The 15,116-nt window shown below is 65.8% G+C and carries 15 protein-coding genes; 4 read left to right on the plus strand and 11 right to left on the minus strand.

Translation table 11 applies throughout. From position 1 onward, the window contains the following. Positions 1 to 42: 42 nt before the first annotated feature. The 4 genes from LL236_RS12020 to LL236_RS12035 form a co-directional block, all read right to left on the minus strand. The gene (locus LL236_RS12020; RefSeq protein WP_045245719.1) at positions 43 to 912 is read right to left on the minus strand and encodes a carbohydrate ABC transporter permease; all 870 of its coding nucleotides are present in this window, start codon (positions 910 to 912) and stop codon (positions 43 to 45) included. Next, on the minus strand, positions 909 to 3,104 hold the full coding sequence (locus LL236_RS12025; protein ID WP_228179088.1) for an outer membrane protein assembly factor BamB family protein: 2,196 nt from the start codon (positions 3,102 to 3,104) through the stop codon (positions 909 to 911). The genes LL236_RS12020 and LL236_RS12025 overlap by 4 nt, the downstream gene beginning before the upstream one ends. A 47-nt stretch (positions 3,105 to 3,151) precedes the next feature. Further along, complete coding sequence (locus LL236_RS12030) at positions 3,152 to 4,558, minus strand: IS1380 family transposase (protein ID WP_082157222.1); 1,407 nt, start codon at positions 4,556 to 4,558, stop codon at positions 3,152 to 3,154. Positions 4,559 to 4,726: 168 nt separating this feature from the next. Further along, positions 4,727 to 5,605 carry a MurR/RpiR family transcriptional regulator gene (locus LL236_RS12035; protein ID WP_158505502.1) on the minus strand — a complete coding sequence of 293 codons (879 nt, stop codon included), beginning with the start codon at positions 5,603 to 5,605 and terminating at the stop codon, positions 4,727 to 4,729. 759 nt (positions 5,606 to 6,364) lie between these two features. Here LL236_RS12035 and LL236_RS12040 point away from each other — a divergent pair. Together LL236_RS12040 and LL236_RS12045 are read left to right on the plus strand one after the other, a co-directional pair. Next, entirely contained in the window at positions 6,365 to 6,961 is a 597-nt protein-coding gene (locus LL236_RS12040) for a recombinase family protein (protein ID WP_045245692.1), read from the plus strand. A gap of 7 nt (positions 6,962 to 6,968) precedes the next feature. Beyond that, positions 6,969 to 8,228 (plus strand): Mu transposase C-terminal domain-containing protein, encoded by a 1,260-nt coding sequence (locus tag LL236_RS12045; RefSeq protein ID WP_228179089.1) that lies wholly within the window; start codon positions 6,969 to 6,971, stop codon positions 8,226 to 8,228. Positions 8,229 to 8,304: 76 nt separating this feature from the next. On the opposite strand, the gene LL236_RS12050 is transcribed toward LL236_RS12045, so the two are convergent. The 4 genes from LL236_RS12050 to LL236_RS12065 form a co-directional block, all read right to left on the minus strand. Continuing rightward, positions 8,305 to 9,117 (minus strand): ExeA family protein, encoded by an 813-nt coding sequence (locus LL236_RS12050; RefSeq protein WP_228179090.1) that lies wholly within the window; start codon positions 9,115 to 9,117, stop codon positions 8,305 to 8,307. Continuing rightward, the gene (locus tag LL236_RS12055; RefSeq protein WP_228179091.1) at positions 9,114 to 10,547 is read right to left on the minus strand and encodes a DDE-type integrase/transposase/recombinase; all 1,434 of its coding nucleotides are present in this window, start codon (positions 10,545 to 10,547) and stop codon (positions 9,114 to 9,116) included. Before LL236_RS12055 ends, LL236_RS12050 begins: the two co-directional genes overlap by 4 nt. A gap of 87 nt (positions 10,548 to 10,634) precedes the next feature. Then, positions 10,635 to 11,090 (minus strand): hypothetical protein, encoded by a 456-nt coding sequence (locus tag LL236_RS12060; protein ID WP_228179092.1) that lies wholly within the window; start codon positions 11,088 to 11,090, stop codon positions 10,635 to 10,637. Positions 11,091 to 11,419: 329 nt separating this feature from the next. Further along, complete coding sequence (locus tag LL236_RS12065) at positions 11,420 to 11,689, minus strand: hypothetical protein (RefSeq protein WP_228179093.1); 270 nt, start codon at positions 11,687 to 11,689, stop codon at positions 11,420 to 11,422. Between LL236_RS12065 and LL236_RS12070 the strand changes: the two genes are divergently transcribed. Both LL236_RS12070 and LL236_RS12075 read left to right on the plus strand, forming a co-directional pair. Beyond that, the gene (locus LL236_RS12070; protein ID WP_045245673.1) at positions 11,677 to 12,489 is read left to right on the plus strand and encodes an AAA family ATPase; all 813 of its coding nucleotides are present in this window, start codon (positions 11,677 to 11,679) and stop codon (positions 12,487 to 12,489) included. The genes LL236_RS12065 and LL236_RS12070 overlap by 13 nt on opposite strands. A gap of 109 nt (positions 12,490 to 12,598) precedes the next feature. Beyond that, entirely contained in the window at positions 12,599 to 13,183 is a 585-nt protein-coding gene (locus LL236_RS12075; protein WP_019481146.1) for a recombinase family protein, read from the plus strand. Positions 13,184 to 13,266: 83 nt separating this feature from the next. Here the strand turns inward: LL236_RS12075 and LL236_RS12080 are convergent, their stop codons facing one another. The 3 genes from LL236_RS12080 to LL236_RS12090 are packed head-to-tail and all read right to left on the minus strand — an operon-like array spanning position 13,267 to position 14,976. Beyond that, the gene (locus LL236_RS12080) at positions 13,267 to 14,304 is read right to left on the minus strand and encodes a phosphonate dehydrogenase (protein WP_019481145.1); all 1,038 of its coding nucleotides are present in this window, start codon (positions 14,302 to 14,304) and stop codon (positions 13,267 to 13,269) included. Beyond that, complete coding sequence (locus tag LL236_RS15160) at positions 14,301 to 14,636, minus strand: hypothetical protein (RefSeq protein WP_228179094.1); 336 nt, start codon at positions 14,634 to 14,636, stop codon at positions 14,301 to 14,303. The genes LL236_RS12080 and LL236_RS15160 overlap by 4 nt, the downstream gene beginning before the upstream one ends. Continuing rightward, positions 14,563 to 14,976 carry an amino acid permease gene (locus LL236_RS12090; protein ID WP_228179095.1) on the minus strand — a complete coding sequence of 138 codons (414 nt, stop codon included), beginning with the start codon at positions 14,974 to 14,976 and terminating at the stop codon, positions 14,563 to 14,565. Before LL236_RS12090 ends, LL236_RS15160 begins: the two co-directional genes overlap by 74 nt. Positions 14,977 to 15,116 lie beyond the last annotated feature (140 nt).

Genomic DNA, 15,116 nt, shown 5'->3' on the forward strand with positions numbered 1-15,116 from the left:
TGCTCCTGCCTATCAAACGTCGGGTGCGGTGTGTGGTGCGCATTAGAGTTCCTTGTCTCCGAGGAAGGCTCGACGGCGAAGCACGCCAATGAGCACGAGAACGACCAGTAGCAGTGTTGACACTGCAGCCGCTTGACCGAGGTCGAAGTAGACAAAGCCGAGTCGCCAGGTCATGGTCAGGATGGTTTCCGTAGCCCCGAGCGGTCCCCCGCCGGTGAGGACGTTGACTGTGTCGAACACCTGCACCGCCTGCAGAACGGCCATGACTGTTGCAAACACGGTCGTCGGTCGAAGCAGGGGCAGTGTTACGCGACGAAACGTCGACCACGGGCCGAGGCCATCGGCGGCGGATGCCTCGTAGAGCGCCGTCGGGATGCTCGTCAAGCCTGCCAAATAGAAAATCATGACAAACGACGTCAGCCGCCAGATTCCAACCAGTGCCACGGTGATCAACGCGTACCTGGAGTCACCAAGAAAGTTGATCGGGGCTAGGCCGACCAGCGCAAGTGCCTCGTTTACAAAACCGCCACGGTTAGCGAAAATCCAGCGGAACACCACGGCCATCGCGACCATGTTGGTGGCGAAGGGCAGGAATAGGAGCACCTGAAGAAGTGGCCTGGCCCGCCGAAACGAGGCAACCAGAAGGGCCAGGCCCAGTCCGAGGACCAGGCTCGGGATGATCGTCATCGCTGAATACAGCACGGTATTCCAGATCGACTCGACAACCGCGGGGTCGGAGAAGAGAGCCGTGTAGTTCTGCAGCCCAGCCCAGCGCCACACAGTTCGGTCGCCGAGGTCGATTTGGAACAGGCTTCCCACGAGCGCAAGAACGCCGGGCAGTAGCAGAAAGAGCCCGATCAGGATCAGCGCTGGCAGGGCAAGCGCCCAGCCGCCGATTCGTATGCCCCTCACAAGCGTTCCCCCGCGAGCGTGGCGAGCGGGTAGGCCGCGAGAAGACCGTCACGATGCAGCGCGACGGCCGTGCCGTCGTGCACGACCAGCGGAGCCAGGATCGGAACTCCGGTGGCGAAGCGGCCCAGCTCGTCACCCGTGCGCGCGTCTAGCGTGACGATGTCACCGTCGAGCGCCGGGATCAGCAGCCGGTCGCCCACCGTGGTCGCCTGGGCGAAGAGCGGATGAGGACTGCGCCGGTAGGTCAGGAAGCACTCGTCGGAGTCGGCCGCAATTTCCGTGCGCCAAAGCTGCTCGCCCGAGACGGGGTCGAGCATCGCGACAGCGCCGCCGGCGTCGACGACTAACACGCCGTGGCTGCCGAGATTGACCCCGACAGGGTTCCACGGCACTGAGGTCGGGTACGACCAGCGTATTGCGGAACCGGACGCCGAACGCCGGAAGACATTCGTCAGTCCAGTGGCGATCAGGTCGCCCGTTGCAGGGTCAACGCTGGGGGTGCGTATCGGCAGGCCGGCGCCGCTCGTCAAGACATCGAACAAGCCTTCAGCCACCACCTCGTTAGAGTTCGCGATCGTCTCGCCCGTTTTCGGGTCAAGTCGTACGGGCGTGCTCGGCTCGGGAAACCCCGCCCAGAGCACCGTCGTCAGGCTGCCGTTCGCTCCCGATCGGTCGACTACCGGGGCGCTGAGGGTGATGAAGATCTGATACGCGGCGATGTCCGATCGCTCCCACACGATCTCGCCTGTGCTCTGGTCGAGGGCTCGGAGTGCAGCCTGGTCGCCAACCAAAACGAGTCCGTCGACGAGTGTCGGTGGGTAGAAGCCAAAGCGCCGAAGCGGGTCCGATGTCGGCCGCTGCCACAACATCTCACCCGTGCTCGGGTCGTGCGCCCACGTCGTTCCAGACACAGTCGAGCTGATGATAGCCGCGGTCCCGGCACCCGCGGGCGCGCTACGCAGCGGAGCGTCAAGACTGGCCTGCCACAGGGGCTTTCCCGAGCAGGCGTCGTATGCGGCCAGCGCGCCGCGGGCCTCATCATCGAGCGCGAGCGGTACGAGCACCCGACCGTCAGCAACGATGAAAGGTGTGCGCTGTCCAATCGCCGGGGTCGATGTGCTCCAGAGTGCCTGTGTGGTGCGGGCCCAACCTGAACGGGTGTCGGATTGTGGAGGATAGGTTTGGTGTGACCCTGTGGTGATCCGCTCGCCGTCCCACACAACGATGCGATATGTGGCCGGAGAGTTGTCTACACCGCCGAACATGGCCGGAGGGGTGTTCACGTGCAGCGTGGGGCCGCTCGCGACGACCCGGGAGGTGTGCCGGTGGCCGGAGAACGTCGCGATCGGGGCACTGGGCAGCCCGTCGAGAATGGAGCGCCACGGCTGGTCGTGACAGAGCATGATCCACGGAGTCCCGGTCGCGAGCATCTCAAGGTCGGCGCGTAGCCAGGTGTCCTGGGTCTCGTGGTCTAGACCGAGTTCATGCGTGAACCAGTCCACGGCAACGACGTGGAGGCCAGGTAGATCAAACGAATACCACCTGGGCCCCAGGTAGTCTTCGTAATGCCTGGGCTCCCCGGAATGGATGGCATAGCCGTTGCGGCTAACCAGATCCGTCGGATCCGGAACGAGATGGTCGTGGTTTCCCGGGATCGCGTAGACAGCCAACTCGGTCGTTGCGGTCGCAGCGACGAAAGCTGCGAATTCTTCGGGCAGACCACGGTCGGTCAGGTCTCCCGTGACGACGAAGGCCTCGAGTCCCGGATGAGCCGCGGCGATCTCGCGGAAGGCCTGCGACAGGCGTTCGCCGGTCCCGATTTCGGCCGGTTGGGGATAGCCGGCTCCCGTGCCGAGGTGGGTGTCTGTGAGATGTGCAAAACGGACGGGCAGCTGCACCGGAGCTGGGCTGAGGGTGAATACCGGGTCGATCGCGCTTGCGCCGACGTACCATCGGTCGACCCGCCATCCAGCCGGCCGGGTAATGAACACGGGTCCGCGGACCTGGTCAATCCGAAATCGCCCATCCTCGTCGGTGCGAGTGACCCGTAAGCCGTCGCTGACGACGACTCCTGGCATCGGTGAGCCTGCATCACTTAGCCTCGATCCACCGATGAGCCTTCGGCTGGCCGTCCTGGCGTGATCGGTGCGAGATGATGCGCCGCGGGCAGGGGTGTGTTCCGGGCGTCGCATCCCGGTCGTCCACTTGGTCCTTGGTCGTGCCGCGGGCGCGGCGGTGGTCAGCTGGTCGCGGCCGGTGGTGGTGCGTGCGTCGCGGTGAAGAGCTGCTCGAACGGGGCCTGCCAGGGCCAGGCCTCGGGCAGGTGCAGTGTGACCCGGCGCGCGGACCGCGCCAGCCGCGCGGGCACGGAGATGAGAGTGCGGCGGATCGTCGCGGTCGTCGCTCTGGCGAGCCGGCCGGCGTGGTCGGCGATGAGTCCGGCGGCGCGGGTGAGGTTGAACGCGATCACCGCGAGGACGAGCCAGGCGCTGTTCGCGGTGAACACCCCGGAGGGCAGGTGAGCGAGCGGGCCGCTCTTCAGGTCGGCGTGGACTTGCTCGATGATCGCGTGTGCCCGGTGGGTCTTGTCCGCCACCACGGTGCCCATCACTGTCTTGTCGGTGGTTGTGAAGAACGCGTGGTGCCGGTAGATGTCGAACAGTGTCGGCTGCTCGACCTGCTTCGGGTTCAGGTCCGGGATCCGCCGCACCACTAGACGACCTTCAACCCGCTCAACGATCTTCCTCGACCGAAACGCGACGAAGGGCACTTCGGCGACTTCTGCTTTGGAGATCAGTCGCCCGGTGGCCTCGTCACGGATCGAGTCGGTGTACTCGATCATCTCCCACACATCCTCGGGGATCGTCGCGATCGCCGCCTTCACCGCGGGGTCCATCCGGACGGTCACCGATACGTCCGCGCCGGCCTTGATCGCCGTGCCGATGGTGGCGTGACCGTAGAACGCGGAGTCTGCCCGCAGCAGCGGCCGGGCGCTGGTCCCGGGGTTCATGCGGCGGAGGGTGGCGAGAGCGTCGCCGACGATCCGTGCGGCACCCTTCGGGGAACCGGTCTTCCCCTGCCGCAGCCGCTGCCCCACGATCACCGGCGCCGACTGCGATGTCGACGCCGTGGCGAACAGGGCGTTCAGGCCGCGGACGCCGGAGTACCCGAACGACGCGCCCTGCTTCTGGTATCCGTGGACTTCGATGATCGTGTCGTCCAGATCCACCATTACCCGCTCGCCGTTCGACGCCCGCAGCAGCGGCGCGGATTGCGCGACGTTCACCAGGGTCCGGGAGGCGACGGCGTCGAGCTGGCGGACGTGCCCGAACCGGAACTCCCGCAGGAACGAGCCCAGCGTCGACGGCGCATACGTCCGGTCGAACAACCTGCCCATCCCGCCGTGACGAAGCACGTTCATGTCGTCGATCGAGTCCGCCCCGGCGAGCATCCCCGCCACCAGCGCCATCACCTTGCTGCCCGCGTTCGCGCCCTTATCCGACGGGACCGTCAACCGGACCTGCGCGAGCTGATCGAGCCCTGCGGTGCGGGCCAGGCGGAGCATCGGGACCAGCCCTGCGGCCGACACAAGATTCGGGTCATCGAACTTCGCTGACACCGCAGCGGGAGCATGCTTGAATTGCACCTACGAGATGCCTCTCGGATCGGTCGAACAGAATCTTTAGCAAGCTCTATTCTTCCTGATCAGAGGGGCATTTCTGCGTCACGGCACCCGCTTGTCACCCAAGCTCATCGGTGGATCGAGGCTTAGTACGGTGCCTTGCATAATTTCCCTCTCTGCGTCTCTCGGCCGTTAGATGCGGTGAGAGTTAACGACTGCCTCGGATGCGGCGCGCGCTTCGGGCGCGCCTTCGAGCTGCATAGCCAGGACGCTGTAAATGGCGTCGATCAGTGACAGGTGGACGATTCGACTAGTCATGGCCTCGACCCGATAGCGTGTCTCCGAGCTACCCGCGACGAGCAAGAGGTCAGCGAACTCAGCCAACGGTGAGCTGAGGAAGCTGGTGATTCCGACAACGACCGCCTTTGACCTGACGGCCGTGCGGGCGACGTCCAGCGTCGACGTCGTTGACCCCGTGTGGCTGATCACGAAACAGACGTCGCGCTCATCAAGGCCGCGGGCGATCACCTCTTGGGCAATGAAGTCAGGGGTGAACGCGGCGTCGAGCCCAAGTGTCGTGAAACGGTAGGCAGCGTCTGAAGCGAGCGGGGCCGAAGTGCCCACCGCGGCGAAGCGCACGCGACGTGCCTTCACCAGCGCAGTGACAATAGCTACGACTGTGCTCGGGTCAAGATGCGCCGCAGCATCCTCAAGCGCAGCACTACTCTCGCGCAAGGTCCCCAACACGGTCGCGGTAACCGGATCGTCGTCGTGTGTCGCGGCCGGGCGCTGGGGAAGGACGGTCTCGCGGGAGAGAAGCAGCTTGAATTCCTGAAATCCGTGCAGGCCGAAGCGCTGGCAGAACCGCACTACCGAGCCGACGGACGTGCTAGAGACCTGAGCCAGTTCGGTCACCGAATAGGTCATAACCGAATGAGGGTCAGCACGCACCACTCGCGCGATCTGCGCCTCGGATGGCGAAAACGCAGCCGAATCGCGACGGATCTGCTCGAGGATCGGCTGCTCATCAGAGCGCCAGAGCCTCGACACTGTCTCAGGCTGTCTATTCATGGTGCTCACGCTAAGAATCGCGCGTGACCGGTCAGTGACACCCAATCAAACGGCGGATGAACTTTCCAGATACTCGCTGTTCATGGAAAGAAACTCCAGAGACACCCCTCTGATCATCCCAACGCAGAGTTGCCAGTAGTCGCGCAGGAACATTCAAAATCTTTGGTCACCCGGCCGTGAAGATCACCGTACCGAGGGGCCAGGCAGCCGTCCTGGGCTCCGAAAACGCAGCCACGCCCAACACACCGAGACCCCGGAACCGAGCGCCCAGGGCATTTCATTCTTGATCCTCTTCCAGCTGACGTTCCTTCTAAACACCTTTGTGCTGATCGACACGCTGCACAGTTGGTTGAGCGGTTTCGTCAAAGTCAGCGCGGTCGGTCGCATGATCACGACGGCAAGTTCGCGAGCGATATCTGGCTGGCCCTTACCGACGTCGCCGTGATCGTAGCGATCTCCGCGCGTCTGACCGTATGGGCGTACGTGTGGAAGCCCTAAATGTCAGGGTGCACAACTTCCGTGATGCGAACCCTGACTCAGCGTCGAAATTGGTCGCCTTCAGCCACGCTAAGCGCAAGGCGACTTTTCCGGCCGACACTCTGCCTCGGGAATCTAAAGCTTTCCGAGGCACGCAAACCCTCTCCCGGACCGCGGGAAGGAGTGGCGGATTTCCGGGGCGCGATGCGTCTCGGAAACATGTCTTACCGCAAAGTGTCTTTTCTCCGCCGCTGCTAGCAGTTGTTGAGGCAGAATGGCCCGGTGAGACATCTCGGGTACACACGGGTCAGCACCAGAAGCCAAGACGCGAAACTGCAAGTCGATGCGCTCGTCAAGTCCGGCGTCCAAGAGCGGGACATTTTTGCCGACGTCACCTCGGGCAGCCGGACCGCGATCTCGCGCCCAGGGATGAAGAAGCTCCTCGAGTACACCAAGCCCGGCGACACCGTCGTCGTCTGGCGGGTCGATCGGCTTGGACGGTCCCTGATCGATGTGCTCAACACGGTGAAGCTGCTCCGAGAGCAGGACGTGCAGGTGAAAAGCATCTCGGATGGGATCGACCCCTCGACGACCTCGGGCCGGTTGATGTTGAACATGCTCGCCACTTTGGCCGAGTACGAACGCGAACTGATCACAGAACGCGTCAACGCCGGGATCACCGCAGCCCGGCAAGGCGGAACCAAGTTCGGCCGGCCCCTGTCAGATCCCGTCGTCGTTGCTGACAAGCTCAAGCTCGTCGCCGAGGCCAGGGCGAAAGGCCGCACGGCGAAGGAGGCGGCGAAACTCGTTGGGTGGAGCCGGGCGACTCTGTACCGTCACCAACAGGCCCTCGCGGCTCGCGAGAGCGCCACCGTGTAGGTGGCTCGTGGATGCGGCGGAGCGGTGGCGTGTTCTTCGGCTGCATGTCGAAGACCAGATCCCGCTCGTCGTCCTCGCTCGAGAGACCGGGATCTCTGTCCGAACTCTGCAACGCTGGCTCCAGCTCTACCGCGCGGGCGGCGTCGCAGCCCTCGACCCTCACCCTCGCACCGACAAGGGTGTCCGCCGAACCTCATCGGAGACGGTCGCGTTCATCGAACGTTTGGCGCTGACCCGGCCACGCCCAAGCATCGCCACCCTGCACCGGCTCGCCTCCGCGGAGGCGAAAGCTCACGCACTGCCGGTGCCGAGTTACGCGACCGTTCGCCAGATCGTTCAGGCACTCGATCCGGCCCTTGTCACCCTGGCACTTGAGGGGCCGGTCTCGTACCGGGACAAGCACGAGCTCGTGTTCCGCCGCCGCGCAGAACACCCCAACCAGACATGGCAGTCCGATCACACCGAACTCGACATCCTCATCGTCGGCGCCAACGGGAAACCCGACCGGCCCTGGCTCACCACGGTCATGGACGACTACTCCCGCGCCATCTGCGGATACATGGTCTTCACCGGCGCACCCTCAGCGATCAACACCGCCCTGGCTCTCCGGCAGGCGATCTGGCGGAAGACTGACCCGGCGTGGGCGATGTGCGGCATCCCCGACATCCTGCACGTGGACCACGGCTCCGACTTCATCAGCCACCACCTCGAGCAGACCGCACTCGCCCTGCACTTCAGGATTATTCACTCGACCGTCGGCCGGCCCCAGGGCCGAGGGAAGATCGAACGGTTCTTCGGAACCATCAACACCGAACTCCTGGCCACGCTCCCTGGCCACCTCGGACCGGGCAGCCGAACACCAACGCCCCTGCTGGACCTCGCTGGTCTCGACCGCGCGATCAGCGAATTCATCGGCACCTACAACGACCGGACCCACAGCGAGCTGGGGATCTCACCGCGAGACGCGTGGGTCGCGGACGGCTGGATGCCTCGTATGCCCGACAGCCTTCAAGAACTCGACGGGCTCCTCCTTACTGTTCCAAAGAACCGGGTCGTTCAACGCGACGGCATCCACTTCCAAGGCCAGCGCTACCTCGCCCCAACCCTCGCCCAGTTCGTCGGTCACACCGTCACAATCCGGTACGACCCCCGCGACATCTCCGAGATCCGCGTTTACGACCGCGACACGTTTCTCTGCACCGCCATGTTAGCCGTCGCGTTGTTTGACGATTTCGACGTCATGGTCGGTGCCGATGGCGTGGCGTGACGAAGCCCCCGGCGTGGGTCGGCCGGGGGCTTCGGGTCGTCAGCGGGACGTGGTGGTCGTCACTGGTGACGCGGGCTCATTCGCTGTTCTCGGTGATCGCCGCTTGCGCGGCCTGCTGATCGACGATCGCTTTGTCGGCGGCATAGGTGGCGATCAGCGCGGCCACGGCGAGGTTGTTGACTTGTCGGGGGTAGCCGCGGGAGGCCTGGTGGATCGCGGCGACCGCGTCGTCGGAGAACAACGGGTCGGCACGTCCGGCCAGTTGCAGGTGATGCCGGACATATCCGACCGTGTCGGCCAGGGTCATCCCGGCGATGGCGTAGCGGGTGGAGATCCGCTGGTCCAGCGCGGCGAGTACCGCCAGTTTCAGCCGCCGCCGGAGGGTGGGTTGCCCGGCGAGGATGAGCGCGAAGTTCGCGCCGGTGTCCATGTCGCTGTTGGTGAGCATCCGCAACGATTCCAGGTCCTGGTTGCCGAGCAGGTGGGCTTCGTCGATGACCACCACGGGCAGCCGGGCGCGTTCGTCCAGTTCGCCGGCGAGCAGGCTCGCGGTCTGGGTCGCCAGCACGCCGGAGTAGAACGCGGGTTGGCCGCCGAGGGCGGTGACGATCGCGGTGTGGATGCCGCGCATCCCGACGGTGGGGTCGGGGATGTAGATCACCTGGTGGCGGGCCGGCTCCAGCGCCGCGAGGGCGGCGCGCACGGCCACGGTCTTGCCGGCGCCGACTTCCCCGGTGACCACCCCGAGCTGCCGCTGCGACACGCACCATTGGATCCGCGCGACCGCTTCCCGATGCCCCGGATGCGGATGCAGCCCTTGCGGCGGGATGTCGCGGGAGAACGGCATCTTCGTGAACCCGTAGTGGGCCTGCAGCCGGTCGATGCTCACGACGCCGCCTCTTCCTCATCGACACGACCGGCGTCGGCATCAGCCTCGGTATCGGCGGGCTGGCCGGTGATGGCGGTGAAGGTGATCGGCTGCGCGGCCATGGCTTCCTTGTGTGCGGTTTCGATCAGCCGCAGATAGTCGATCCCCGACGACGCATGCGTGGCGCCGGTGTCGGCGTCCGCGGCTGCGCGGACCGCTTTGGGGTGCACGTGACGGGAGATCTCCAGCAGCGTCGCCTGGCCGGCGGGCAGCCCGGTGGCGGTGGTGACGGTGATCGGCGCGGTCAAATCGAACGGGTCATAGACCAGCTCCACCCGGGTGCCGGTCAGCAGCGGATCGACCTGGTAGGTGTTGGCGTGCAGCGACACCGTGCCGGCTCGGGTGACCTGGCGGTGCGCGGACCAGCGGAACGCTTCGGCGATCTGCTCCGGGTCACGCCGCCTCGGGCTGCGGCTGTCCCAGCCGGCCTGCCAGCGCTCCAGCGGGGTCTGCGAGGTGGTGGTGTGCACGGCGCGGTGGTAGACGACCTCGACCCACGAGGTGAATAACGCATTCAGTTCCTGAATCGACGCCACCGCCGACCCTGCCGCCGCAGTGCCGGCATCGTCGGTGGTGATCTCGGTGAGGAACTGCGAGGTCACCGTCTGGAAGAACCGTTCGATCTTCCCCCGCCCCTGCGGCCGGTACGGGCGCGAGTGGATCAGCCGGATCCCGAGCCTCGCGCAGATGCGGATCAGCGACGCGTCGCTGAAGGCCGAGCCGTTATCGACATACACGGCCTCGGGAATCCCGCGGGATTCCAGGGCGGGACGCAGTGCTGCGGCCAGCCGCACGGTGTCCTCGGCGTACGCCCACCGGGCGGCGACTACCATCCTGGAGTGGTCGTCGAGGAACGCGAACAGGTACGTCTTCCGGCCGCCGACCCGCGGGCCGTGCAGCCCGTCGCCGACCCAGATCTCGTTCGGGTGGGCCGCTTCGAACCGGCCCGTGACCGGCCCCGGCTTCCCGGTGGGGATGTCCAGGGTGCGGAAGTGACGCAGCAGCGTCGACTCGGACGGCGCGTCACCGAGCGTTGAGATCATGATCCGCCGCACCTGCGCCGCCGTCCGCGCCGGGTTCTCCCGCTTCAGCGTCTCGGCCAATCCGAGCACGCCGGGGTCGGTGACCGGCCCCTGCGTGCGGCCCTGCGGTTTCAGGGCGTCGAACCCGCCGCGGCGCCATAGCCGGATCCACCGGTCGATGGTGTCCTTGGAGACATGCACCACTTCACCGAACGGGCCATGGTGTTCGCCGGCGAGGGCGCGGACCATCGGGCCGCGCTGACGAGAAGTGACCTCCGCATCGGCGGCGTCACGGATGAGCTGGTAGCGGAACAGCGCGACCTTCTCCGCCCGGGACTTCCGGGACAACGGATCACGCGACGACGACATCGGCGTAGACAACAACAACCTCCAGGTGAGGTGCGAACAGGGACATGACCCCGTCGCCGCGATGTCAGCACGCGCCGGAAAAGGGGGTCAATCGCAGGCTCCCGCACCCACCTCACCGGCCGGAAGGGCCGACTCGTGTTGGAACGGCTCGGCCCACCACGAAGCGGTGAACAACCGACCCGCCGTCGCGGTGATCCCCGCGCGCACCCACGTCACCGCGCCGACGGCAAACCTGTCCCCGATCCCAGCCGCATACGCGCTCACCGCTTGAAGCGCCCGTGCCGCCTGGCCAGCAGCCGGCGCCGGCCAGACCGCGGCCGCGTCCGGCGCGTCCCGTGCCGTCCAGCCCAAGAACGCGGCAGCGATCACCGACGCAGACGCCGCGAACGCGCGCAGCCAGCCGCGGACCGTGGACGCCGGCCGGCCCAGCCACGCCGCGATCCGGCGGTGCCCCCACCGGCGGGTGGTGTTCGCTTCGACCGCCGCGGCGATCACCGCCGCCCCATCGGCGCGCCGCGCGGCCAGCACCACCGACAGCAGCACATGCGTGACCCCGCAACCAGTGCACCTCGCCCGGCGGGGACGATGATGCCGTGTCCGATCGGGTGTCCCTTCCCGGATCGGCCGCGTCCGCGCCCAGCCCCACCGCGCCAGCCCGCTCCCGCAGTCCGGGCACGTCAACCTGCCCGAGCTCAGATCGTTCTCGACAACCGTCGCGTCATCGCTTACCGTCACCATCAGCGCGAGTCCTCCTCGCGTCAGAGCGGCTCGACGTGATGCCTCGAAAACATTCCACGTCGGGCCGTTCGCTTACCCGGACATCGTCAGCCTGACGCCGCCGACGACCCAGCGCAAAACGGCGAGAGCCCGCCTCAGCTCACAACGACGACGTCGTCACCCACGACGCCCCGGCTGTCATCCAACGTGACGGGTAACACGCCATCGACGAAGCTCACCCCAACCTTCGCCTCAGCCTCCGCGACATCGAAACCGCCCGCCGCGCCCGCCGCAAGCAGCTGCGGCGAGCCATCAACGACCGCATCCCGATCGTTGCCACCCGCGAGGAACTTCGCACCCCCGAACCCAGCAAACGGCGGCCGAAGTTGCGCACCTACGAAGAGGATGAGTGATGAACCAAGCATTCATCGTCACCAAAGAACACCGACGCTTCACCGAGTTCGCCAACGCCGTCCGAAAGGAGAAGACCATCGGGATTTGCCACGGCGCCGCCGGCGTCGGGAAGACCAACTCCGCCCGCCGCTACGCGAACTGGGACGCACTCGAGCCGTATATCAACGCATGGGGACCGAGAGGTGATCACGACGCCAAGCACTACGCCCTGGCGAACCGATCCCGCACCGTCTTCTACACACCCGAAGTCCTCTGCCGGCCCAAGGACCTCATGCACGACATCGACCACTGGCAGATCAAAGTCGGGATCTGCGCCGACGAGCACCTCCGCTCCCTCATGCCCGACGGGGAAGTGGTCAGGCAGAACGACGTCACTCGCCTCGTCGAGCTGCTCATCATCGACGAAGCCGAACGGCTCACCCCCACCGCCCTGGAGCTTCTTCGGGACCGGCACGACCGCACCCACCTCGCGATGATCCTGATCGGCATGCCCGGCGTCGACGAACGCTTCCGCCACTACCCCCAGCTCTACAGCCGCCTCGGCTTCTCACACCACTACCGTGCCCTCGGCCGTGAAGAGCTCCTCTTCGTTCTCGATCGCCACTGGAAGCGACTCGGCAGGACTCTCGACCCTGACGACTTCACCGACGCGCAAGCCATCGCCGCGATCGAACGCATCACCCGAGGCAACTTTCGCCTCCTCGAACGGCTCTTCCCTCAGATCAACCGGGTACTCAAGATCAACCAGCTCGACACCATCACCGACGACGTCATCGAAGCCGCCGCCAGCATCCTCGTCATCGGCAATTAGCGACACAAAGCGATCACAGAACACCGCCAAAGAGCGGCAAACTCCACACCCGTATACCGTGCCCGCAATTAAGCCCGGTGATGGGGGGCTAAACGGTACACTCAAAACCATGACCGGACTCCTTATCGGATACGCGCGCGTATCCACCAATGACCAAGACCTCACGGCGCAGAAGAACGCCTTGCTTGCCCTCGGAGTGTCACCGGAAAAGACTTTCACCGACCAAGGCCTCACCGGCGCGAACAGGGCACGGCCCGGACTGGGGCAAGCGTTGGCGGCCTGCCGGGGCGGGGACACCCTGGTCGTGACCAAGCTTGACCGCCTGGCCCGGTCCCTGCGCGATGCAAAGGACATCGTTGACGAACTCACCCGTCGCGAGGTCAAGCTCAGCATCGGCGGCTCCGTCCATGACCCCACCGATCCCGTGGGCAAACTCCTCTTCAATGTCCTGGCCATGGTTGCCGAATTCGAGGCAGACCTGATTCGGGCCCGCACTCGTGAGGGGATGGCCGTCGCCAAGGCAAAGGGCCGGCTACGCGGAAAACAACCCAAACTCTCCAAAGCCCAGGAAGCACACCTGGTTTCCGTTCACCGGGCGGGAACGCACACGACTGTTGAAATTGCCGAACTTTTCGGCGTAGCCCGGTCCACCGTCTACCGTGCCATCAAACGCGCTGGCGAGCCCGCCGCTTAGATCCATATAATTTCACCGCCCGAGCCGGAGCGCCCTTAGCGTGAATTTCCGGGCGATTCTTCCCCGGACCCCGATAGGGCCGATCATAGGGCAGTAGGCGTTCCAGCAGATCCCACGCCACACGGGCGGTTGACGGCTCCGTGTGGTTCATGCCCTGCAAGGGCCTGCAGTATGGCAGTGGCGGCGTGCTCCTCAATTTTGAGACGAGTCGCGGCCACGGCAGATCCCAGGTGTGGCGTGAACAGCGTGCGGTCCTGCATCGCCAACAGCTCGGCGGAGATGGCAGCGGGCCGGTCCGGTCGGGACAGGTCCTCGAACTCGAAAACGTCAGCCGCGAAGCCACCGAGCTGTCCGGCGCGTAGGAGCTCGATCACCGCGGATTCGTCGACGACGGAGCCGCGGCCGACGTTGACGAGTAGCGCCCCCGGTCGTATTGACTCGAGCCGATTCCGGTCGAGCAAGTGGACTGTCTCCGCCGACAGTGGGGCGCAGACCACAACGGCGTCGCTGCGCTCCAGCAGGTCGGACAGGTCCGCACGCCGGATGTCGAGTAGTGCTTCATCGGCCGCCGATAGCGGTTCAGGGTCGAAGTAGAGCAACTCGGGTGCGAATCCCCGCAACATCCGTGCAACAGCCCGGCCGAGGTTGCCTGCCCCTACGATGCCGATCGTCGATCCTACGAGGGTCCTCCCGTAGAGCGTCGGCCGCCACCCGGCGAAATTCGAGCGCACCCGGCGGTCCCCGGCGGTGATGTTCCGCGCGAGCCCGATGAGCAGTCCGACCGCCAGTTCTGCGGTGGGCTCGGTCAGGAGGTCCTCGACCCTGGTCAGCCAGATGCCTCGCTCTGTGCAAGCCTCGACGTCGATGTTGTCGTTCCCTTTGAGGGCTCCCGCGACCACCTTCAGGTTGGGGCATGAGTCGAGGAGCTCTGCATCGACCCGGTCGGGCATGAACACCATCAATCCTTCGGCCTCTGCTGCGCGGCGCCGCACCTCGGAGGCCGGGAGACTGCTGTCGCTCTGGTTGGCGACAACTTCGCAGCTTTCGCTGAGCAATTCGAGGATCGGCGCATGCACGCGGTGCGTCAGTACGACCTTCGGACGTCGACTGTGTTGTTTCATTGGAACCTCTTTCGCAACGCTCCGCCGAGAGCGTCGACTACGGTCACGGTGGCCAGGATGACGAGCAGGATTGCGGCGACCTCGTCGTACTGGAGGGTTCGCAGGGCGGCGATGAGTTCGAAGCCGATGCCGCCGGCGCCGACGAGCTCCGCCAGGAGGCCGATGCGCGCAACCCGCGCGAGCCACTTGGTCCCCGAGAGATTGATGACCAGCGCGACGACCAGCAGTCCCACGCTGAAGAGCAGCCCCGTGTTCTTGTCAGCAGCGACCCCGAAGAGGCTCGACGCGAAACCCGCCCCGAACTCGGCCACTGCGGTGATCGTGACGAGCATCGCCCAGATTGTACACCCAGGCCGCGATCCACGCGTACCGTCGGCCCCATAGCCGGCGCGCCCACGGATAGATGCCGCCGTGGATGGGGAACTGCGAGACCACCTCGCCGAACACGAGGGCGACGAGGGTCTGCCCCAGGCCGACGATGACGATCCACCAGATCGACGGGGGACCACCCACCGAGAGCGCCAGCGCGAAGAGCGAGTACACCCCGACGAGAGGCGAGAGATAGGTGAACCCGAGGGCGAAGTTCGCCCAGAGGCTCATCGAGCGGTTGAAGGGGTTTTCATAGCCGAGCACCGAGAGGTGCTCGTCGTCGTTCAGATGTGATGATGCCATGGTCGTGCCTTTCGAGACGCGCAGAGAGGACGGCGGTGCCGGGGGCCCCCGGGGCCCCGGCCCCCCCCCGGGGAAACCGCCCCGTAGTTGAGGGACGGGGCGGGGGGCAGGGGGGGGCCCGGGGGGCCGGGGCCGGGGCG

It is taken from the genome of Microbacterium schleiferi (assembly GCF_020781975.1).
In the GTDB taxonomy this organism is placed as follows: Bacteria; Actinomycetota; Actinomycetes; order Actinomycetales; family Microbacteriaceae; genus Microbacterium.